Genomic DNA, 21,856 nt, shown 5'->3' on the forward strand with positions numbered 1-21,856 from the left:
CCTTCGGCGCCGCTTTCGTCTCGGGAGGGAGACGTTTCTTACATGGAGCCCGCGGCTTACGCGGCGGCCTTGGCCTCGATCTGCTTGGCCTTGTCCGAAGACGAGGTGATCGCGATCTTGCGCGGCTTCAGCTCTTCCGGAATGTTGCGCTTGAGGTCGACGAAGAGCAGGCCGTTCTTCAGCGTGGCGCCCTCGACCTCAACGTGGTCGGCGAGTTGGAAGCGACGCTCGAAGGCGCGCGAAGCGATGCCGCGATAGAGCAGCTCCGAACCCTCGCCATTGTTCTCTTCCTTGCGCTCACCCTTGACGGTGAGCACATTGCGGTGCGCCTCGATCGAGATCTCGTCTTCCGAGAAGCCGGCAACCGCCATCGAGATGCGATAGGCGTTCTCGCCGGTGCGCTCGATGTTATAGGGCGGATAGGTCTGCGCGCTCTCGGGCTGGCCGAGCGTGTCGAGCATGGTGAACAGCCGGTCGAAACCGACGGTCGAACGATAAAGCGGGGAAAAATCAACGTGACGCATGATGTGTTCTCCTGTTGAGCAACATGGTTTGCGTTTGACCCGTTACGAAACCCTCGAAAGGCGTTCCGGATAGGCCAGCGGCCCCGACATCGGCGGCCGCAACCTCCATTTGGGAAGCGGAAAAGCCCATTTCAAGAACTTCGCGCACCAACTTTCCCTTCGATTTTTTCGCTCGATGAACGCCAGATGAACCGAGGCTTCGGCATCCGTTCAGCCTGGGCTCGCTAGGCTGCAGTCGACAATACGGATATGCGGCGCCTCGATCGGTGCGCCGCGACGAGGCCGACCGGGTGTAACGTCCCTTCCTCCCGGATCGACAGAGGCCGGAAGCGCGCCGCAGGTGCTTCCGGCCTTCCCGTTCAGGAAAGCGCGTATCCCGGACCTTTGCTTTTGGCGCATGGGCGTCTATCACCGTGGCGACGCCTGGCCCGCTCGGGCAAGAAGCAATCAACGAAGCGCCGAATGACGGACCTTTTCTATCTGACTGAGGGCAATCCGCCGCCGCAGAACGCTGCCGGCGGCTTCTTCACCACCCGCGACGGCAGGAAGATCCGCTACGGCGTTTTCGCCGCCGTCGCCCGCCCGCTCCAGGGCACGGTGGTGCTGCTGACCGGCCGCAACGAGTGCATCGAGAAATATTTCGAGACCATCCGCGATCTCGCCGACCGCGGATTCGGCGTCGCCACCCTCGACTGGCGCGGCCAGGGCGATTCCAGCCGCCTGCTGCGCGACCGGCAGCGCGGCTATGTCCGCAGCTTCCGCGACTACACCCGTGATCTCGAGCAGTTCTTCGAGGAGATCGTGCTGCCCGATTGCCGCGGCCCCTATTACATCCTCGCCCATTCGACGGGAGCGGTGATCGCGCTGCTTGCCTCGCCGTCGATGGTCAACCGGGTGCGACGCATGGTGCTGATCGCGCCTTTCCTGGCCGTGCCCGACTTGCGGGTTTCGATCGCCACCATAAGGCGTGTCTGCGCGGTGTTCTGCGCGCTGGGCCTCGGCCGCCTCTATGCCGCCTGGGGGCCGCGCCCGAAATTGCCGACGCCCTTCGAAATGAACAAGGTGACGTCCGACCCGGAGCGCTACCGGCGCAATACCGACATTTACAAGGCCTGGCCCCACCTTGGACTCGGTGGTCCGACCATCCGCTGGCTGAAGGCCGCCGCCGCAGCCGCGGAGGCGGTCAGCGACCCCGATTTCATGGCAAGGATCCAGGTACCGACGCTGATCGTCGGCGCCGGCGCCGACCAGGTGGTCTCGACCAAGGCGGTCGAATCCTATGCCAGACGGCTTCGCGTCGGCTCTTTGTTGATGATCGACGGCGCGCATCATGAGATCCTGCAAGAGAGGGATCTCTTTCGCGAGCAGCTCCTGGCGGCCTTCGATGCTTTTGTTCCGGGAACCGGCGACGCTGCCTGATCACGGAACGACGCCGCGGATCAGCCGCGCAGCGCCGCCATTGCCGCGGCGTGCAATTCCGGCGTCGCCGCCGCCAATATGTCGCCGCCGTTTTCTGCCGGCCCGCCTTCGAAGGTGGTGACGACGCCGCCCGCCTTCTCGATGATCGGGATCAGCGCCACGATGTCGTAGGGTTTCAAACCCGGATCGGCGACGATATCGACGCTGCCCGCCGCCACCATGGCGAAGGCGTAGCAGTCGGTGCCATAGCGGGCGAGCTGCACCTGTTTCTCGAACGCGTCATAGCGGTTGCGCGCCGCGCCCTTGAACAGCGCCGGCGTGGTGGTGAACAGGGTCGCCTGCGAAAGCTGCGTCGTCTTGCGCGTCGCGAGCCTGCGCGGGCCACCCGGGCCTTCGTAATGCGAGCCGGAGGCATTGGCATAAAACAGCTCGCCGGTGAAGGGCTGCGACATCAGGCCGGCTACGGCATCGCCGTCGATCGTCAGTCCGACCAGCGTTCCCCAGACCGGCAGGCCGGAAATGAAGGCGCGTGTGCCGTCGATCGGGTCGATGACCCAGACATGCCGGCTCGAAATGTTCTCGCTGCCATGCTCCTCGCCGAGGATGCCGTGGTCGGGATACTCCGCCGAGATAAGCGCCCGGATCGCCCGCTCGGCCTCGCGATCGGCCTCCGTCACCGGATCGAAGCTCTCCGCCAGCTTATTGGCGACTGCGGCCTGGCTGCGGAAGCGAGGCAAGGTCTCGGCGGCGGCGGCACGCGCGATGCGCCGCATGAAGTCGATGCTGATATCCAAACCACTCTCCCCGTTGCGGCAACCATCTCGCAGCCGCTGTCTTCTTGTCGGACCGGAGCGTAAAACCGGGTCAGGCGCCCTCGCCTGTTGCCTCAAAGTCACACGTCAGGCGCCGAAACCGGATTTGCACATCATATTGAATTAAAAAAGCCTGAAGTCGATTGACATTTGTGCATCGCACAATACTTTTGTTCTCGGACAGCTTATCCTGTCCATGCCCTCCTTGGGCGTTTCCTCCCTAGACTTCGACCGTGTCGTGAAAACGATGCGGTCTTTTTTTAGCCGCGGTTCCCAGCGCCGCCGTCATTCGGCGGCGAGCGGCAGGTCGAGGAAATGATGGCCGGGCATCGAAATCAGTTCGGCCGAAAACCGCGTCAGGTCGTCGGCTAAAGCGTCGAAGCCGGCCGATTTCTGGAATGTCCGCTCGTTCATGTAGAGCCCGCGATTGACCTCGATCTGCAGCGCGTGGAGATGACGCGCCGGCCGCCCGTAATGCTCGGTTATGAAGCCGCCGGCATAAGGCTTGTTATGCGCGACAGCGTAGCCCATTCCGGTGAGCAGGCCGATCGCCCTCTCGGTTAGAGCCGCGCTGGCGGAAATGCCGAAACGATCGCCGATGATGAAGTCCGGCCGCGCGCCATTGTCGCCGACCCGGACGCTGGCCGGCATCGAATGGCAGTCGATCAGCACGGCATAGCCGAACCTGGCGTGGGTCCTGGTCAAGAGCCGCTTCAGCGTCTCGTGATAGGGCTTGTAGACGGCCTCTATGCGTCCCACGGCCTCGGAAAGCGGCAGACGCCCGGGATAGATGTCGAGCCCCTCTCCCACCAGCTTCGGCACGGTGCCCAGCCCGCCCGCGACGCGGGCCGAACGGATATTGCAGAAGGACGGCACCGGCTCCGCGAACATGCGCGGATCGAGTTCCCACGGTTCGCGGTTGACGTCGAGATAGGCGCGCGGGAAATTTGCCGCCAGCATCGGCGCGCCGAGCGCGACGGCGCCGCCGAACAGTTCATCGACATAGCAATCCTCCGAGCGGCGTATGGCGTTGCGGTCGAGCCGCACCATGGCCAGGAAGCGCTCGGGATAATGGCGGCCGCTATGCGGCGAGTTGAACAGGAAAGCTACGCGTTGCTCGGCGCCCGATCGGATTTCGAAGGGTGGTGTGACCGAAAAATCCTCGGCTGCCGTCTTCAATTTGAACGAACCAGGACGAAGCACTGCATCATGATGCGAAACTGCCATCTTGCGCCCGGCATGTCCAGCATTTCAGCCCCGCGAAACGCACAGTCGAAGTGGTCGCGACAAGGCCAACGTTCACTTGATGTTTACCGTCTCCTCCTCATATACAGGATGGTTAACGGGCTTGCCCGGCGGCAGGCTTGGGGCGGGTGATTCGGACGGGATACGATGGCACGCATTCTTCTGGCGGAAGACGACGACGATATGCGCCGGTTCCTCGTCAAGGCGCTGGAACGCGCCGGCTACCAGGTGAGCGATTTCGACAACGGCGCCAGCGCCTATGAGCGGCTGCGCGAGGAGCCTTTTTCGCTGCTTCTGACCGACATCGTCATGCCGGAGATGGACGGCATCGAGCTTGCCCGCCGCGCCACCGAGATTGATCCGGACCTCAAGGTCATGTTCATCACCGGCTTCGCTGCCGTCGCGCTCAATCCGGATTCCAAGGCGCCCAAGGACGCCAAGGTGCTGTCGAAGCCGTTCCATCTGCGCGATCTCGTCAACGAGGTCGAGAAGATGCTTCAGGCGGCCTAAAGGGTTTTTCCGGCCGACGCATGTCGTCCAAAACGGCGCAGCGGCTGGGAAAACGACATCAACTAAACAAAGATCTAAGCGCGTCACTCGAACCCGTTTCGACGCGACGCGCTTTGGGCATTGGCGCTTCCGCCGCTGCGGCAAACGGAGCTTTCTTTTCTTGTTCCTGCTATTGACGCGCCGGACCAAAAATGGTGTATGCGCGGCTTCGGATGGGCGTGTAGCTCAGCGGGAGAGCACTGCATTGACATTGCAGGGGTCACAAGTTCAATCCTTGTCACGCCCACCATCCTTTCAATAACTTAGCTAACGCAATGTGCCCATTGGCACAGAAACTCCGGGGCGAAGATTTCCAACCGCGACCCCTGAACCAAAGCGGACGCGTTCCGTTGCACGCCAATGGGGACTGGCTGCAATGGCCGAAGACGACGACCGTCTCTGGAAGGTCTATAAAGATTCCATCAAATTGCGCGCCGAGCGGTATCGGCTTCGAGCCGAAGTCGACGCCGAACGGCAACAAGCGCGACGGATCCGCAGCGAATTGCAATCGGCCCGAGAGGGAGCCTGGATATTCCGGCAAGGCCCAGAAGATCTCTGACGCCCGCAGTGCAACTGATCTGACGCTCGCGAGTTCACCTTCATCGTCGGCAACTAGCAAAGGACGCCGGCGGCTGAGAGACAGCGACCGCGCTCCCGTCTGAACCAAGACCGGAGACGCGCCATGCGAGACCGATTTCCCGACAATCCGCGTCCGCGCCCTCTTCAAGCCGAGAGCGACAGGAAACTCCTCGCCCAAACGCGAGATGTGATCAATCGTTCGAGGCAGAAGCTCATCGACACAGAACCGCAGATCGATCCGCACCGGTTGAAGCGGATTTCTCGCAAAGCCACTGGGGTCTAGACCTCGGCCTGCGGGAACATGCCGCTACTGCCGATCGGCCGGCCTAATGATGGTCCACGACCGCGGTGCCAACCTCCTCCAGTTGAAGTTCGACTGCTGCCGGTCCAAGCCCGATATCAGGGTTACAATTTTCGCCAGCGGCAGGGAAGCGAGAGGCGACCCTCTCAGACGCCCGAGACGGCGCAAAGCGCTTTCATCCTGGCGACGGCGAGATCTGGATCGGCCAGCAATCCCGCCTGATCGGCGAGACGGAAGACATCGGCGTAGTGGCAGATGCCGCGCGCCGACTGCATGCCGCCGACCATAGTGAAATGATCCTGGTGGCCATTCAGCCAGGCCATGAAGACGATGCCTGCCTTGTAAAATTCCGTCGGGGCTTCGAAGATCTTGCGCGACAGCGGCACGGTCGGCGCCATCAGCGCGTCATAGCCGGCCCGGTCGCCCTCGGCGAGCCTGGCCAACGCGGCGTTGGCCACCGGGGCGATGGCATCGAAGATGCCGAGCAGCGCATGCGAGTGCCTCTTGCCGTCCCCCGCGATCAGCTCCGGATAGTTGAAATCGTCACCCGTGAACATCACCACGCCTTCAGGCAAGCGGTCGCGCAGCAGCACCTCCTTATGGGCGTCGAGCAGCGATATCTTTATGCCTTCGACCTTGTCGGCGTGCCGCTCGATGATGGCGACCACGGTGTCCAGGGCGGTATCGAAATCATTGCTGCCCCAATAGCCCTTGAGCGCCGGATCGAACATGTCGCCCAGCCAGTGCAGGATCACCTTGCCGGAGGCTTGGCCGAGGATGCGGTCGTAGACGCGGGCATAGTCGTCCGGGCCTTTGGCCACGGCCGCCAACGCGCGGCTTGCCATCATGATCGCCTTGCCGCCCCCGCCTTCGATAAAGGCGAACTGCTCCTCATAGGCTCGGATCACATCGTCCAGCGACTTTGCCGCGGCCGGCGCCAGATGGTCGGTGCCGGCGCCGGAAGCGAGATCGGCGCCTTTCACCGTGCGCGCCTCGGCGATCGAGCGCCGGATCAGTTCTTTCGCGCTCGCCCAGTCGAAACCCATGCCGCGCTGCGAGGTGTCCATCGCCTCGGCGATGCGGAAGCCGAGCCGCCACAGGTGATGACGGAACGCCATGGTCTTGTCCCAGTCGACCGCCGGCCGCGACCAGGGATCGGTCATGGCGAAGGGGTTGGCGACGACATGGGCAGCGGCATAGGCGACGCGCGGGAAATCCGCGCCGATGATGGGCTGCGCCGGTTGGCCGACCAGCCGGTAGCCGACACGATCGCCATTCTTCGCAGGCAGGATGATGTCCATCGAACTCTCCCTTTGCGGCAGCCTATAGATGGAACGTTCCAATAAATCAAGAACCTTTATGATCCCCGCCGCTGAAGCGATCCAACGCAGCATCGCGGTCCTAAGCCCATGCGTTCTCTGGAGGCCGATCAATTTTTCGAAATCAACATGATTCCCAGTTGACTCCGGTTTGACGCAATGTTTAGAACGTTCCAATAAATTCTAACACCGGACACGGGGGAAGCACGGATATGGCCAGCCGGGCCAAGGCGACGATCCTGGATATCGCCCGTGAGGCCGGCGTGTCCAAATCGACGGTATCGCTCGTGCTGCAAGGCAGCGGGCTGATCCGGCCTGAGACCGCGCTCAAGGTCCGCAAGGCGATCGAGGATGTCGGCTATGTCTACAACCGCGGCGCCGCCAACCTGCGCAAGGCGCATTCCAACGTCATCGGCATGGTGATCAACGATCTCACCAATCCCTTCTTCGCCGAGCTGGCTGTCAGCATGGAGCGCGTCTTTCAGGCCGCCGGCATCGTGCCCTTCATCGCCAACACCGCGGAAAATCCGGTCCGCCAGGAAGAAGTGCTGAAGTCGCTGCTGGAACAAGGCGTCGCCGGTCTGATCGTCTCGCCGGCGCGCGGCACCACGCCCGGCGCCTTCCGCCGCATCGAGGCTGCCGGCGTGCCGGTCGTCTTCGCCATGCGCCGCCTGCCCGAGAGCCGCATCCCGGCAATCGCGCCCGACAACCATCGCGGCGCCTATCTCGCCACTCAGCATCTGATCGGCAAGGGCCACCGCCGGCTGGCTTTCTTCGGCGGTTCGTCCGACCTCGTTGTCTATCACGACAGGCTCGGCGGCTTCATCGAGGCCTGCGAGGCGCTTGGCATCCCGACCGCCAACCGAACGATTGTCGAAGGCGAGACCAGCCGCAGAGGCGGCATGGCCTGCCTGGAGACCGCGCTTGCGGCAGCCGAGCCGCCGACAGCCGCGCTTTGCTTCAACGACGCCGTCGCTTTCGGCGTCATGCTCGCGCTGCGCAAGCGCGGCCTGGAGGCCGGGGCCGACTTCGCCGTGGTCGGTTTCGACGACGTGGCCGAAGCCGAGCACTACATGCCGGCGCTGACCAGCGTCGCCGTCGACACCCCAGGCCTTGGCGAGCGCGCCGCGCACGTCATGCTGAAGATGATCCAGTCGCGCACGACGCGCGCCGAGGACCATATCGGCGCGGTCAGCCTCGTCGTCAGGGAAAGCTGCGGCCCGAGCCGCAGCGCGCACGGCACTGGAATGGGAGACGCGGCATGAGCGTGAGATGGGGCCTGATCGGCGCGAGCACGATCGCCAGGCAGTTCATGGTCAACGCCATTCGCGCGCAGGCCGACGGCGCGGTTGCCGCCGTGATGAGCTCCAGCGCAGAGCGGGCTCAAGGCTACGCCAAGGAAAACGGCATTCCTAAAGCCGTCTCGACGCTCGATGCGCTGCTTGGCTCGGACATTGATGCCGTCTACATCTCGACCACCAATGAGCTGCATCTCGAACAGGGGCTGGCCGCCATCAAGGCCGGCAAGCATGTGCTCTGCGAAAAGCCGCTGGCGCTGACCAGCGCCGATGCGCGCAAGATGGTGGCGGCGGCCAGGAAAGCCGGCATCGTGTTCGGCACCAACCATCATCTGCGCAATGCCGGCGCGCACCGGGCGATGCGCGAGGCGATCGCAACCGGCCGTATCGGCAAGCCGATCGCCGCGCGTGTCTTCCATTCCGTCTATCTGCCCGAAAGCCTGCAGGGCTGGCGCATCACCAGGCCCGAAGCCGGGGGCGGCGTGGTGCTCGACATCACGGTGCATGATGCAGACACGCTGCGCTTCGTGCTCGGCGACGATCCGGTCGAGATCTCGGCCTTCACACAGTCGGCCGGCATGGCCGGCGGCGGGCTGGAGGACGGCGCGATGTGCATCTGGCGCTTCAAGTCCGGCGTCATTGCGCAATCGCATGAAGGATTCACGACCAAGTTCGCCGGCATCGGTTTCGAAGTGCATGGGTCGGAGGGCTCGCTGATCGCCACCGATGTGATGACGCAGAAGCCGGTCGGCTCGGTGCTGCTGCGCACTGCAAATGGCGAGGCAGAGCTGAGCTTCGATCGCAAGGACCTCTACACCCGCTCGCTGCGCCAGTTCCATGCCGCGATCCGCGGCGAAGGCCAGCCTTCGGCCACCGGCGAGGACGGCATTTGGTCGCTGGCATCCGCCGAAGCAGCACTGCAATCCTCGAAGACCGGCAAGGCCGTGATCATCGATCCGCAACTCGGGAGCCTCGCGTGATGAAGCTCGTCACGGCAGCGCATGCCGCCAGCCTGATCAAGGACGGCATGGTTGTCTCGGTGTCGTCCTCGAGCGGCCTCGGCTGCCCCGACGCCGTGCTCGCCGCCATCGGCGAGCGCTTCGATGCGGAAGGGCATCCGAGAGCGATCACCACGCTGCACCCGATCGCCGCCGGCGACATGTACGGCATCAAGGGCATCGACCATCTCGCCAAGCCTGGCCTGCTCAAGCGCACGCTCTGCGGCTCGTATCCGTCCGGCCCCTCCTCCGCCGAGCCGCCTCGGATCTGGCAGATGATCGGCGACAACTCGGTCGCGGCCTACAACGTGCCCTCCGGCATCCTCTTCGACATGCATCGCGAGGCGGCCGCCAAGCGTCCCGGCGTGCTGACCAAGGTCGGCCTCGACACCTTCGCCGACCCGCGCCACCAGGGCTGCGCCATGAACGCCGCCGCCAGGGAGCCGATCGTCTCGGTGCAACAGTTCGACGGCGAGGAGTGGCTCTATTTCCGCGCCGTCATCCCCAACGTCTCGATCATCCGCGCCACCTCCGCCGACGAGCGCGGCAATCTCACCTACGAGCATGAGGGCGCCTATCTCGGCGGTCTCGAACAGGCATTGGCTGCGCGCAACAATGGCGGCATCGTCATTGCGCAGGTGAAGCGCATCGTCGAGAACGGCACCCTCAAGCCGCACGATGTGCGCGTGCCCGGCGTCTTGGTCGACCATATCGTGGTCGCGCCCAATCAGCTGCAGACGACGCAGACGGCTTACGACCCGGCGATCTCGGGCGAGATCTTCCGGCCGCTCTCCACCTTCCGCACCCCGGAGATGAACATCCAGAAGGTGATCGCGCGCCGCGTCGCCATGGAGTTGCGCGACGGCATGGCCGTCAATATCGGCTTCGGCATCTCCGCCAACGTGCCGCGCATTCTTCTCGAGGAAGGCCAGCACGGCAAGGTCACCTGGGTGATCGAGCAGGGCGCGGTCGGCGGCGTGCCGCTGCTCGACTTCAAGTTCGGCTGCGCCTCGAATGCCGAGGCGATCATGCCCTCGCCGCACCAGTTCATCTATTTCCAGGCCGGCGGCTTTGATGCCTCGCTCCTGTCCTTCCTGCAGATCGACCGCCACGGCTCGGTCAACGTGTCGAAGCTTTCGGCGCGACCGCATGTGACGGCCGGCGCCGGCGGCTTCGTCGACATCACCGCGCGGGCGAAGAAGATCGTCTTCTCCGGCTTCTTCAATGCCGGCGCCAAGCTTTCGCTGGCGAACAGCGCTATCCGCATCGACCAGGAAGGCAAGGTGAAAAAGATCGTCGAGGAAGTCGAGCACATCTCCTTCTCCGGCAAGCGCGCGGTCGCGCAAGGCCAGGACATCACCTATGTCACCGAACGCTGTGTGATGAAGCTGACCCAGGACGGGCTGATGGTGACCGAGCTGGCGCCCGGCATCGATCTCGAACGCGATGTGCTGGCGCAGGCCGACACTCCGCTCGCCGTCGCAAACGACCTCAAGATCACGCCAGCGTCGCTCTATCAGGACCGGCCGATCGGCCTGTCGCTCAATGGCGGCGCTTCGCTTGGAGGCGCGCATGGCTGAACGCCTCGTCACCTTCGAGCAGGATGGCGTGATCGGTACCGTGACGCTCAGGCGGCCGGAAAAGTTCAACGCGCTCGACATTCCGATGCTGCGCGCGCTCGAAGCCGCACTCGATAAGGCCGAGCTGACCGAGGGTGTCCGTGTCGTGCTCATCCGCGGCGAAGGCAAAGGCTTCTGCGCCGGCGGCGATGTCGAGGCCTGGGCACAATTAAGCGCCGCCGATTTCCAGGTTCAATGGGTGCGCTACGGCCATCGTGTCTTCGACCGCCTGGCGCGGCTTCGGCAACCGACCATCGCCGTGCTGTCCGGCCATGCGCTGGGCGGCGGCTTGGAATTGGCCGCCGCCTGTGATTTTCGCGTCGCCGAAACCCAGATCAAGCTCGGCTTTCCCGAGACCTCGATCGGCGTCGTGCCCGGCTGGTCTGGTACGCAGCGCGCCGTGCGCCGCTTCGGCGCGCAAACGGTGCGGCGCATGGCAATAGGGGGCGAAGTCCTGCTGGCTAACGAGGCGCTTGCCCTCGGCGTCGTCGACCGCGTCGTCGAAACCGGCAAGGCCTTGGATGAAGCAAAAGCCTGGGGAGAAAAGATCGCCGAGCGTGGTCCGCTCGCAACCGAGGCCGCCAAGCTGATGATCGGCATTGCCGAAGGCGAGGAAGACGCCGCCGCCACGGAAGCGCTGGCCAGCGGCTTCATTGCGCTCACCGGCGATCTCAAGGCCGGTGTCGGCGCCTTCAAGGCCAGGCACAAGCCGGACTTTTCGAGATCCTAGAGAAGATACGATGAACGCACCGCTTAACATTTCCATGCCGGTCGAAGCGTCTCAGGCGCCGAAGAGCTACAAGCTTCTGATCGACGGCAAACATGTCGATGCCCGGGATGGCCGCACGATTGAACGCAACAGCCCCGGCCACGGTTTTGCGGTTTCACGCTATGCGCAGGCGGGTGCTGCGGAAGTCGACGCTGCGGTGCAGGCCGCGCACAAGGCCTTCGAGGCCGGCGCATGGCCGCGCATGAAGGCGTCGGAACGCGCCGCGGTGCTGCTCAAAGCGGCCGATCTGATCGAGGGCCGACTGGAAGAGATTGCCAGGCTCGAGGCGTTGGAATCCGGCAAGCCGATCGCGCAGGCGCGCGGCGAGATCGGCGGCGCCGTCGACATCTGGCGCTATGCCGCTTCGCTTGCTCGCACGCTCCATGGCGAGAGCTATGCCAATCTCGGCGATGACATGCTGGGCGTGGTCGTGCGCGAGCCGATCGGCGTCGTCTCGATCATCACGCCGTGGAATTTTCCCTTCCTGATCGTCAGCCAGAAACTGCCCTTCGCGCTCGCCGCCGGCTGCACTGCCGTGGTCAAGCCGAGCGAGATGACCTCGGCGTCGACCTTCGTGCTCGGCGATATCCTGCTGCAGGCCGGCCTGCCGACGGGTGTCGTCAACATCCTCGCTGGCCTGGGTAGCGATGTCGGCGCGCCAATGGTCAGGCATCCGCTGGTTGAGATGGTGTCCTTCACCGGCTCGACCCGCGTCGGCAAGATGACCATGGCGGCGGCGTCCAGTTCGCTGAAGAAGGTGTCGATGGAGCTCGGCGGCAAGAACGGCCAGATCGTCTTTCCCGACGCCGATCTCGAAGCAGCGGCGGATGCCGCAGTCTTCGGCGGCTTCTTCAACGCCGGCGAATGCTGCAATGCCGGCAGTCGGCTGATCGTGCATGAGGCGATCGCGGACGACTTTCTCGGCGCAGTCAAGGCGCTGGCCGAGAGGGTGAAAGTCGGCGATCCGCTTGACGACCGCACCAAGGTCGGCGCGATGATCTCGGCCGACCACATGGCGAAGGTAGCCGGCTATGTGAAGGCGGCCAAAACCGGCGGCGGCAGCGTCTTCAGCGGCGGCGGACAGCTCGCCTCCAACGCCGGCCAGTATCTCGATCCGACCATTGTCCGCAACGTTACCGAGGACATGGAAATCGCGCGCGAGGAAGTCTTCGGGCCGGTGCTGTCCGTGCTCACTTTTGAAACGATTGAAAGGGCATTGCACATCGCCAACAACACGCCCTATGGTCTGTCTGCGGGAGTGTGGAGCGCGAGCATCGACACATGCATGTCGGTGGCGCGCGGTGTGCGTTCGGGGACGGTTTGGGTGAATACGTTCATGGAGGGTTATCCCGAACTGCCCTTCGGCGGCTACAAGCAATCCGGTCTCGGACGCGAACTCGGCAAACGCGCCGTCGAGGACTATACCGAGGAAAAGACAATCCAGTTTCATCGCGGCCAGCGCACCGGATGGTGGCTCGGCTGAGTTGGGAGACCCCGGCGGTCACCCCGCCGGTTATGTGAATGCAACAAGGGAGGTAGTACATGTTGCGCAAACTGCTTATCGGAACGGCTCTTGCGACGAGCTTTGCGTTCTCGGCGCATGCCGCGGACGTCAAGGAAGTGCAGATGCTGCATTGGTGGACGTCGGGCGGCGAAGCGGCTGCTCTGAACGTGCTGAAGCAGGATCTGGCCAAGGAAGGCTATGCCTGGAAGGACGTGCCGGTGGCCGGCGGCGGCGGCGACGCCGCCATGACCGCGCTGAAGGCGATGGTCGCGGCCGGCAACTATCCGACTGCCTCGCAGATGCTGGGCTACACCGTGCTCGACTATGCCGCTGCTGGCGTCATGGGCGACCTCACCGAGACCGCCAAGAAGGAAGGCTGGGACAAGAGCGTTCCGGCCGCCCTGCAGAAGTTCTCCGTCTATGACGGCAAGTGGGTCGCGGCTCCGGTCAACGTCCACTCGGTCAACTGGCTGTGGATCAACAAGGCCGTGATGGACAAGATCGGCGGCACCGAGCCAAAGACCTTCGACGACTTCATCGCCCTGCTCGACAAGGCCAAGGCTGCTGGCGTCATCCCGCTGGCGCTTGGCGGCCAGAACTGGCAGGAAGCGACCATGTTCGACTCCGTCGTGCTGTCGACCGGCGGACCGGAATTCTACAAGAAGGCGATGAACGACCTCGATGAGGAGTCGCTCAAGTCCGACACGATGAAGAAGTCGTTCGACAACCTCGCCAAGCTCGTCACCTATGTCGACCCGAACTTCTCGGGCCGCGACTGGAACCTCGCCACCGCCATGGTCATCAAGGGCGATGCGCTGGTTCAGGTCATGGGCGACTGGGCCAAGGGCGAGTTCCACGCCGCCAACAAGACCCCGGGCACGGACTTCCTCTGCTACCGCTTCCCGGGCACCGACGGCTCGGTGATCTACAACTCCGACATGTTCGGCATGTTCAACGTTCCGGACGACCGCAAGGCCGCCCAGGTCGCTCTGGCGACCGCCACCCTGTCGAAGAGCTTCCAGTCGGCTTTCAACGTCGTGAAGGGCTCGGTCCCCGCTCGTACCGACGTGCCGGACACCGACTTCGATGCTTGCGGCAAGAAGGGCATCGCCGACCTTAAGGCTGCTAACGAAGGCGGCAAGCTGTTCGGCTCGTTGGCCCAGGGCTATGGCGCGCCCCCGGCTGTCGCCAACGCCTACAAGGACGTCATCTCGAAGTTCGTCCATGGCCAGATCAAGACCTCGGACGAAGCCGTGACCGAATTGGTCAAGGCGATCGACGACGCCAAGTAAGGCGTTTTTGCTGGAGCAATTCCAGGAAAAGTGCATAGCGGTTTTCCGTTCGGAATTGCATAAACAAAACCACTCGAGTCTCCCCCGCTCCGGCGGGGGAGGTCTCCTGTCGAGACGATATACGGGATTGCTGCCTGGTGTGCGCCGCACGCTGGCTGGTCCCCAATAACCGGTACTGGATGAGCCGATGAGCACAGTCGCCGAAACCCAAATCAAGCTGACGCCGGAACATGACGCCCGTCCCGGCGCCTCCGTCCGCTCGCGATTGCAGGACCTGTTGCCGAAGATCGTCCTGGCGCCGAGCTTCGCGGCGACGATCGTCTTCGTCTATGGCTTCATCCTGTGGACGATCTATCTGTCGTTCACCAATTCCAAGACCTTCCCATCCTACGACATCACCGGCGCCCGCGCCTATCAGCGGCTGTGGCGCTGGACCTTCGAGAGCGACCCGCCGTCGAGCTGGTACACCTCGATCACCAACATGGGGATTTTCGGCTTCCTCTACATCCTGATCTGCCTGGCGCTCGGCCTGTTCCTGGCCATCCTGCTCGACCAGAAGATCCGCGGCGAAGGCATGCTGCGGCCGATCTATCTCTATCCGATGGCGCTCTCCTTCATCGTCACCGGCGTCGCCTGGAAATGGTTCCTCGACCCCGGCCTCGGTCTCGAGCAGACCCTACACCAATGGGGCTGGACGAGCTTCCATTTCGACTGGATCAAGAACAAGGATTTCGTCATCTACACGGTGGTGATCGCCGGCGTCTGGCAGGCTTCCGGCTTCATCATGGCGATGTTTCTGGCCGGGCTTCGCGGCATCGACGGTGAGATCATGAAGGCCGCGCAGATCGATGGCGCCACCACCTTCCAGCTCTACCGCCGCATCGTTATTCCGCTGCTCAGGCCGGTGTTCCTGTCGGCCTTCATCGTGCTCGCGCATCTGGCCATCAAGTCCTATGACCTTGTCGTGGCGCTGACCAGCGGCGGACCGGGCGGCTCGGCCTGGCTGCCCTCCAACTTCATGTATGAGTTCACCTTCAAGCGCAACGAGATGGCGGTCGGCTCGGCGAGCGCGGTGATCATGCTGATGACGCTGACCGCGATCATCGTGCCTTATCTCTATTCCGAGCTCAGGGAGAAGCCGCGATGAGCGCCGTCACCTCACCGGCCCGCCAGGCATCGAGCGGCGTCAGCGCCAGGACGATCAACCGCATCGTAATCTACGGGCTGCTCGCGCTGTTCGCGCTGTTCTACCTGATGCCGCTCTTCGTCATGCTGGTCACCTCGTTCAAGACCATGGATGAGATCCAGAACGGCAATATGCTGGCGCTGCCGCAGTCGCCGACCATCGCGCCATGGTTCAAGGCCTGGGGCGAAACCTGCGTCGGCCTGACTTGTGCCGGCATCAAGGGCTACTTCTGGAACTCCATCAAGATGGTGGTGCCGGCGGTGCTGATCTCGACGCTGCTCGGCGCTCTCAACGGCTATGTGCTGACCAAATGGCGCTTCCGCGGCCACACGCTGGTCTTCGCGATGATGCTGTTTGCCTGCTTCATTCCGTTCCAGTCGGTGCTCTTGCCAATGGCGACCATCCTCGGCAGCATCGGCCGCTTCGGCGCCAGCCTGCAGAACGCGACGGGGTTCAACTTCGGCCTCGGCAACTCGACGGTCAACCTGGCCTTCGTCCATGTGGTCTACGGCCTCGGCTTCACCACCCTGTTCTTCCGCAACTATTACGAGGCCTTCCCGACCGAACTGGTGAAGGCGGCGCAGGTCGACGGCGCCTCCTTCTTCCAGATCTTCCGTCGCATCATGCTGCCCAACTCGATGCCGATCTTCGTCGTCACCGTCATCTACCAGTTCACCAACATCTGGAACGACTTCCTGTTCGCTTCCGCTTACGCCGGCACCGGCGACGTGATGCCGATGACGGTGGCGCTCAACAATGTCGTCAACACCTCGACCGGCGTCGTCGAATACAACGTCAACATGGCCGCGGCGATGATTGCCGCGCTCCCCACCCTGATCGTCTATGTCGTCGCCGGCCGCTATTTCGTGCGCGGGCTGATGGCCGGCGCGGTCAAGGGCTGACCCTATCTCTGAAGGAACGACCATGGCTTTTCTGGAAATTGATGGGCTGAAGAAGCGCTTCGGGAATGTCGAGATCCTGAAGGGCATCGATGTCGAGCTCGAAAAGGGCGGCTTCCTGGTGCTGGTCGGCCCGTCCGGCTGCGGCAAGTCCACGCTGCTCAACACCATTGCCGGGCTGGAAACCATCACCGAGGGCCAGATCCGCGTCGACGGCCGCGCGATCAACGATTTGCATCCCTCGAAGCGCGACATCGCCATGGTTTTCCAGAGCTACGCGCTCTATCCGAACATGACGGTTGCCGGAAACATCGCCTTCGGCATGGAGATGCGCGGCGTGCCGGCGGCGGAGCGCCAGGCGGCGATCGACAAGGTGGCAAAGATCCTGCAGATCGGTCACCTGCTCAACCGCAAGCCCAGCCAGCTTTCCGGCGGCCAGCGCCAGCGCGTCGCCATGGGCCGGGCGCTGGTGCGCGACCCGAAACTCTTCCTGTTCGACGAGCCGCTTTCCAACCTCGACGCCAAGCTGCGCGTCGACATGCGCATCGAGATCAAGCGCTTGCACGCCACGACCGGCACCACGATCGTCTATGTCACCCACGACCAGATCGAGGCGATGACGCTGGCGACCAAGATCGCCGTGATGCGCGATGGCGAGGTACAGCAGTTCGGCACGCCGGCCGAAGTCTACAACAACCCGACCAATGTCTTCGTCGCCGATTTCATGGGCTCGCCGGCGATGAACCTGATCCCGGCCAAGATCGGCGCCAATGGCAGCGGGCTTTCCGTTGTTCTCGATCGTGAGGCCCGCCAACCGATCACGCTGTCGCTGCCCGGCGCGCCGACCGGCCTTGCGGCCTTCAAGGACAAGCCGGTCATCTTCGGCGTGCGCCCGGAAGCGCTGACCGATCCAGAAGGCGCCGAGCGCAACGGATCCGAAATCGCCACCGCCGACTGCCACATCGAAGTGGTCGAGCCGGCGGGATCGGACACGTTCGCCGTCACCAATCTCGGCGGCAAGGGCGTGGTGGCGCGGCTGCGCGCCGACGCCAGGATCCAGCCCGGCACCAGCACGCCGCTGGCCTTCAATCTCAGCAAGGCGGTGTTCTTCGATCCGGCGACCGAGAAGCGCATTCTCTGATGCATGTCGCCCAAAAGTGGATCCGGTTTTGGGGCAGCGACATGCGTCAAGACAAAGATCTAAAGCGCGTGGTCCCCGTCAGTTCAAACACGACGCGCTTTAGACCATGACAAATCCGGATATCGTCATCATCGGCTCCGGCATCGGCGGCGCCACGATCGCCTCCGGCTTGGCCGGCAGCGGCGCCTCGATCCTGATCCTGGAGCGCGGTGAACCGCTGCCTGCGACGCCGCATGCGCGCTCGACGCGCTCGATCTTCGTCGACGGGCATTACCGGCCGAAGGAGATGTGGCGCGAGGCCGGCGGCGCCGCGTTCAACCCCGGCAATTACTATTATGTCGGCGGCAACTCGAAATTCTTCGGCGCGGTGCTGATCCGCTACCGCAAGGAGGATTTCTCCGAGCTGGAGCATTTCGGCGGTGTCTCGCCGGCCTGGCCGTTTTCCTATGACGAGTTCGAACCCTGGTATTCGAAGGCCGAGCAGCTTTTCCGCGTGCGGGGCGCGCTCGGCGAGGATCCGACCGAGCCGTTCCATTCGATTCCCTATGCCTTCAAGCCGGTGCCCGACGAACCTTCGATCGCGCGTGCCCGCGCCGAGCTCAAAGGCCTCGGCCTGCATCCTGCCTCGCTGCCGCTCGGCGTCGACATCGAAGCCTGGCTGAAGGAGGGCAAGACCGGCTGGGATGCTTTTCCGAACACCGGCCAAGGCAAGGTCGACGCCCAGACCGGGCCTCTGGCGGCGGCGCTCAATGACAAGAACATCAAGCTCGAAACCGGCGCCCATGTCGACTGGCTCGAGGCCTCGCCGGACGGCAAATCGATTGCCGCCATTCATTACACGCAGAACGGCTCGCAAAGGACGCTCTCGCCGAAGCTGGTCATCCTTTCGGCCGGCGCGATCAACTCCGCCGTCATCCTGCTGCGCTCGCCCTCGACAAACGGCAAAGGCCTCGCCAACAGTTCCGACCAGGTCGGCCGCAATTTCATGAACCACAATTCGAGCGCGATGCTGGCGATCGACCCGCGCCGCCGCAACGACGCCGTCTACCAGAAGACGCTGATGCTCAACGACTATTATCTGTCGGACGGCAAGGGCGGTAAACCACTCGGCAACGTGCAACTGCTCGGCAAGATCGACGGCAACATGCTGCGGGCCAATGTGAAGCTGGCGCCGAGATTCGCGCTCGATTTCATGGCCGGCCACGCCGTCGACTGGTACCTGATGTGCGAGGACCTGCCCGATCCTGAAAGCCGCATCCTGGTCGACGGCAAGGAGATCGTCATGCAGTGGCGGCGCTCCAACATGCAGTCGCTGGAAGGCCTGACCAAGGTGATGCGCGAAAACTTCCGCGCCTGCGGTTACCCGATCGTGCTGTCGCGCCCCTTCGACAAGCGCACGCCCTCGCACCAGTGCGGCACGGTGCGCATGGGCAACGACCCGGCGACGGCGCCACTCGATACGTTCTGTCGTGCTTACGACCATAAGAACCTGTTCGTCGTGGACGCCGGCTTCCTGCCGACCTCGGCGGCGGTCAATCCGGCGCTGTCGATCGCCGCCCAGGCGCTGCGCGTGGCAGACCATATCCGCAAGACGGAGTTCGCGGCATGACCCGCCGGGCAGCCATCGTCACCGGCGGCGCGCGCGGCATCGGCCTTGCCTGCACCGAGGCGCTGGCCGATGCCGGCTTCGATATTCTTGTTGCCGACCTTGCGGACAAGCCGGCCGATGGACTTGCCGAAAGCATCGCCGCGCGCGGCGCGAAGTTTGCCTATGCCAGCTGTGACATCGCTGATCTCGCCGGCCATCCAAAACTGGTCGCGACGGCGGTGGACGCCTTCGGCAGCATCGATTGCCTCGTCAACAACGCCGGCATAGGCGCCGTCGTGCGCGGCGACCTTCTGGAATTGAAGCCTGATAATTTCGACCACGCGCTAAATATCAATCTGCGCGGCACGGTGTTCCTCAGCCAGGCCGTCGCCAAGGCGATGCTGGCGACACCAGCCAGCTTTGCGAGGTCGATCGTCACCATCACCTCGGTCAGCGCGACAATGGCCTCGCCGGAGCGCGCCGACTACTGCATCTCAAAGGCAGGGCTTTCGATGTGGGTGAAGAACCTGGCGCTGCGGCTCGCCGCGGAAAACATCGGCGTGTTCGAGGTGCGGCCGGGCATCATTCGCACCGACATGACGGCAGGCGTATCCGCCAAATATGACGCGTTGATAGACGGCGGGTTGGTGCCGGCCAAACGCTGGGGCGAGGGCGCCGATATCGGCGCTGTGGTGGCCGCACTTGCCAGCGGAAAATTCGGCTTTGCAACCGGATCGGTCATCGATGTCGACGGCGCGCTCTCCGTGCCTCGTCTGTGAGTGAGTGGAACCATGGCTGACTACATCATCGTTGGCGCCGGACCGGCCGGTTGCGTGCTGGCCAACCGACTGAGCGAGGAGCCGACCAATTCAGTCCTGCTGCTCGAAGCGGGCGGCAAGGATTGGCACCCGCTGATCCACATGCCGGCAGGCTTCGCCAAGATGACCAAGGGCATCGCTTCCTGGGGCTGGTCGACGGTGCCGCAGAAGCACATGAAGGACCGCGTCTTCTGGTACACCCAAGCCAAGGTTGTCGGCGGCGGCTCGTCGATCAACGCCCAGATCTACACGCGCGGCAACGCCCGCGACTATGACGCCTGGGAGAAGGAAGAGGGCTTGGCCGGCTGGGGCTATCGCGATGTGCTGCCCTATTTCAAGCGCGCCGAGAACAACCAGCGCTTCGCCAACGATTATCACGGCGACCAGGGGCCGCTCGGCGTTTCCAACCCGATCTCGCCGCTGCCGATCTGCGAGGCCTATTTCCGCGCCGGCCAGGAGATGGGAATCCCCTTCAATCCGGATTTCAACGGCGCCAGCCAGGAAGGCGTCGGCTATTACCAGCTCACCCAGAAGGACGCGCGGCGCTCCTCCGCCTCGGTCGCCTATCTGAAGCCTATCCGCGCCCGCAAGAACCTGACGGTCAGGACCGATGTACTCGTCACCCGTGTCGTCGTCGAGAAAGGCCGCGCCATCGGCGTCGAGATCGTCGACAGGCCGAGCGGAGAGAAGACGATCCTGCGCGCGGAACGCGAGGTGATCATCTCCTCCGGCGCCATCGGCTCGCCAAAGCTCTTGATGCAATCTGGCATTGGCCCGGCCGATCATCTGAAGTCGGTCGGCGTCACGCCGGTCCATGACCTGCCCGGCGTCGGCTCCAACATGCAGGACCATCTCGACCTGTTCGTGATCGCCGAATGCACCGGCGACCACACCTATGACAACTATGCCAAGCTGCACCGCACGATGTGGGCCGGCCTGCAATACGTGCTTTTGAAGAAGGGCCCCGTCGCCTCCAGCCTGTTCGAGACCGGCGGCTTCTGGTACGCCGATCCGACCGCCGCCTCGCCCGACATCCAGTTCCATCTCGGTCTCGGCTCCGGCATCGAGGCCGGGGTCGAGAAGCTGAACAATCCCGGCGTGACGCTGAACTCCGCCTTCCTGCGCCCGCGCTCGCGCGGTACGGTGCGATTGAAGAGCGCCGACCCCGTCGATCATCCGCTGATCGACCCGAACTACTGGTCCGATTCCTACGATCGCGACATGTCGATCAAGGGACTGCGGCTGGCGCGGGAGATCATGCGGCAGAAGGCGCTGCAGCCTTTTGTGCTGCGCGAGGTGCTGCCCGGCCCTGCGCTGCAAAGCGACGCCGACCTCTTCGACTATGCCTGCCGCGCGTCCAAGACCGATCACCATCCCGTCGGCACCTGCCGCATGGGACATGATGCGATGGCTGTGGTGACGCCCGATCTCAGGCTGCGCGGCATCGACGGCCTGCGGGTCTGCGACGCGTCGGTGATGCCGCGTGTCCCCTCCTCCAACACCAATGCGCCGACCATCATGGTCGGCGAGAAGGGCGCCGATCTGATCCTCGGACGCGAGCCGCTGCCGCCGGCCGTGTTCAAGGGCAATAAGGCGGCTTGAGGGGAGAACAATGATCCGCCACTGCGTCTTTGTCCGCTTCGGCGACGGCACCTCCGCCGCCGAGCGCGCCGCGATTCACGCCGATCTCGAAGCGCTGCGCCCGGCCATCGACGGCATGGGCAAGGTTCATTTCAGCGCCAATGTCAGCCCGGAGCCGTTCGCGCGCGGTTTCGGCCATGGCTTTACCATCGATTTCCGCGATGCTGCCGCCCGCGACGCCTATCTGGCGCACGAGGCGCATCAGCGCGCCGGCGCTCGCCTGGTCGCCGCGCTCGAAGGGGGCACCGACGGGCTGATGGTCCTCGACTTGGAGTTTACGGAAATGTGACCGTCGGTTGATCGGAAACCGGCAAATGACCCGTTCTCTTTTGCACCGCATGGAACATATCGTTCC

The 21,856-nt window shown here is 63.8% G+C and carries 20 protein-coding genes and 1 tRNA gene; 17 read left to right on the top strand and 4 right to left on the bottom strand.

Annotated elements, in window-relative coordinates:
- Window positions 1–56: 56 nt before the first annotated feature.
- Window positions 57–524 carry an Hsp20 family protein gene (locus A9K71_RS25385; protein ID WP_067002526.1) on the bottom strand — a complete coding sequence of 156 codons (468 nt, stop codon included), beginning with the start codon at window positions 522–524 and terminating at the stop codon, window positions 57–59.
- Between the two features lie 462 nt (window positions 525–986).
- Between A9K71_RS25385 and A9K71_RS25390 the strand changes: the two genes are divergently transcribed.
- Window positions 987–1,943: an alpha/beta hydrolase gene (locus tag A9K71_RS25390; protein WP_067002528.1), complete on the top strand. Its 957-nt coding sequence runs from the start codon at window positions 987–989 to the stop codon at window positions 1,941–1,943.
- 20 nt (window positions 1,944–1,963) lie between these two features.
- Here A9K71_RS25390 and hisN read toward each other — a convergent pair whose 3' ends face one another.
- Window positions 1,964–2,737, bottom strand: coding sequence for a histidinol-phosphatase (gene hisN, locus A9K71_RS25395; protein ID WP_067002530.1), 774 nt, complete (start codon window positions 2,735–2,737; stop codon window positions 1,964–1,966).
- A gap of 303 nt (window positions 2,738–3,040) precedes the next feature.
- Window positions 3,041–3,982: an N-formylglutamate amidohydrolase gene (locus tag A9K71_RS25400; RefSeq protein ID WP_067002532.1), complete on the bottom strand. Its 942-nt coding sequence runs from the start codon at window positions 3,980–3,982 to the stop codon at window positions 3,041–3,043.
- A 165-nt stretch (window positions 3,983–4,147) separates the two neighbouring features.
- Here A9K71_RS25400 and A9K71_RS25405 point away from each other — a divergent pair, with 165 nt between their 5' ends.
- The 3 genes from A9K71_RS25405 (at window position 4,148) to A9K71_RS31785 (ending at window position 5,108) form a co-directional block, all read left to right on the top strand.
- The gene (locus A9K71_RS25405; protein ID WP_006199474.1) at window positions 4,148–4,510 is read left to right on the top strand and encodes a response regulator; all 363 of its coding nucleotides are present in this window, start codon (window positions 4,148–4,150) and stop codon (window positions 4,508–4,510) included.
- 214 nt (window positions 4,511–4,724) lie between these two features.
- Window positions 4,725–4,799, top strand: a tRNA-Val gene (locus A9K71_RS25410).
- 126 nt (window positions 4,800–4,925) lie between these two features.
- Entirely contained in the window at window positions 4,926–5,108 is a 183-nt protein-coding gene (locus tag A9K71_RS31785; protein ID WP_128372237.1) for a hypothetical protein, read from the top strand.
- A 467-nt stretch (window positions 5,109–5,575) separates the two neighbouring features.
- Here the strand turns inward: A9K71_RS31785 and A9K71_RS25415 are convergent, their stop codons facing one another.
- Complete coding sequence (locus A9K71_RS25415) at window positions 5,576–6,730, bottom strand: dihydrodipicolinate synthase family protein (RefSeq protein WP_067002534.1); 1,155 nt, start codon at window positions 6,728–6,730, stop codon at window positions 5,576–5,578.
- A gap of 230 nt (window positions 6,731–6,960) precedes the next feature.
- On the opposite strand from A9K71_RS25415, the gene A9K71_RS25420 reads away from it, so the two are divergent.
- The 13 genes from A9K71_RS25420 (at window position 6,961) to A9K71_RS25480 (ending at window position 21,790) form a co-directional block, all read left to right on the top strand.
- Window positions 6,961–8,013, top strand: coding sequence for a LacI family DNA-binding transcriptional regulator (locus A9K71_RS25420; RefSeq protein ID WP_067002537.1), 1,053 nt, complete (start codon window positions 6,961–6,963; stop codon window positions 8,011–8,013).
- Window positions 8,010–9,026, top strand: coding sequence for a Gfo/Idh/MocA family oxidoreductase (locus A9K71_RS25425; protein WP_067002539.1), 1,017 nt, complete (start codon window positions 8,010–8,012; stop codon window positions 9,024–9,026). The genes A9K71_RS25420 and A9K71_RS25425 overlap by 4 nt, the downstream gene beginning before the upstream one ends.
- Window positions 9,026–10,624, top strand: coding sequence for an acyl CoA:acetate/3-ketoacid CoA transferase (locus A9K71_RS25430; RefSeq protein WP_067002541.1), 1,599 nt, complete (start codon window positions 9,026–9,028; stop codon window positions 10,622–10,624). Before A9K71_RS25425 ends, A9K71_RS25430 begins: the two co-directional genes overlap by 1 nt.
- Window positions 10,617–11,393, top strand: coding sequence for an enoyl-CoA hydratase/isomerase family protein (locus A9K71_RS25435; RefSeq protein WP_067002763.1), 777 nt, complete (start codon window positions 10,617–10,619; stop codon window positions 11,391–11,393). Before A9K71_RS25430 ends, A9K71_RS25435 begins: the two co-directional genes overlap by 8 nt.
- A gap of 10 nt (window positions 11,394–11,403) precedes the next feature.
- On the top strand, window positions 11,404–12,915 hold the full coding sequence (locus A9K71_RS25440) for an aldehyde dehydrogenase family protein (protein ID WP_067002544.1): 1,512 nt from the start codon (window positions 11,404–11,406) through the stop codon (window positions 12,913–12,915).
- A 59-nt stretch (window positions 12,916–12,974) separates the two neighbouring features.
- Complete coding sequence (locus A9K71_RS25445) at window positions 12,975–14,228, top strand: ABC transporter substrate-binding protein (protein WP_067002546.1); 1,254 nt, start codon at window positions 12,975–12,977, stop codon at window positions 14,226–14,228.
- Window positions 14,229–14,415: 187 nt separating this feature from the next.
- Window positions 14,416–15,375: a sugar ABC transporter permease gene (locus A9K71_RS25450; protein ID WP_067002547.1), complete on the top strand. Its 960-nt coding sequence runs from the start codon at window positions 14,416–14,418 to the stop codon at window positions 15,373–15,375.
- Complete coding sequence (locus tag A9K71_RS25455) at window positions 15,372–16,316, top strand: carbohydrate ABC transporter permease (protein ID WP_067002549.1); 945 nt, start codon at window positions 15,372–15,374, stop codon at window positions 16,314–16,316. The genes A9K71_RS25450 and A9K71_RS25455 overlap by 4 nt, the downstream gene beginning before the upstream one ends.
- Before the next feature lie 22 nt (window positions 16,317–16,338).
- A complete protein-coding gene (locus A9K71_RS25460) occupies window positions 16,339–17,454 on the top strand; it encodes an ABC transporter ATP-binding protein (protein ID WP_067002551.1) in 1,116 nt (371 codons plus the stop codon).
- A gap of 106 nt (window positions 17,455–17,560) precedes the next feature.
- Complete coding sequence (locus A9K71_RS25465; protein WP_067002553.1) at window positions 17,561–19,063, top strand: GMC family oxidoreductase; 1,503 nt, start codon at window positions 17,561–17,563, stop codon at window positions 19,061–19,063.
- A complete protein-coding gene (locus A9K71_RS25470) occupies window positions 19,060–19,821 on the top strand; it encodes a 3-ketoacyl-ACP reductase (RefSeq protein WP_067002555.1) in 762 nt (253 codons plus the stop codon). The genes A9K71_RS25465 and A9K71_RS25470 overlap by 4 nt, the downstream gene beginning before the upstream one ends.
- Window positions 19,822–19,833: 12 nt before the next feature.
- Window positions 19,834–21,462: a GMC family oxidoreductase N-terminal domain-containing protein gene (locus A9K71_RS25475; RefSeq protein ID WP_067002557.1), complete on the top strand. Its 1,629-nt coding sequence runs from the start codon at window positions 19,834–19,836 to the stop codon at window positions 21,460–21,462.
- Between the two features lie 10 nt (window positions 21,463–21,472).
- Complete coding sequence (locus A9K71_RS25480) at window positions 21,473–21,790, top strand: Dabb family protein (RefSeq protein ID WP_067002558.1); 318 nt, start codon at window positions 21,473–21,475, stop codon at window positions 21,788–21,790.
- The last annotated feature ends 66 nt before the right edge of the window (window positions 21,791–21,856 follow it).

Origin of the sequence: Mesorhizobium sp. WSM3873, from assembly GCF_001672445.1 — a bacterium.
Classification (GTDB): domain Bacteria; phylum Pseudomonadota; class Alphaproteobacteria; order Rhizobiales; family Rhizobiaceae; genus Mesorhizobium.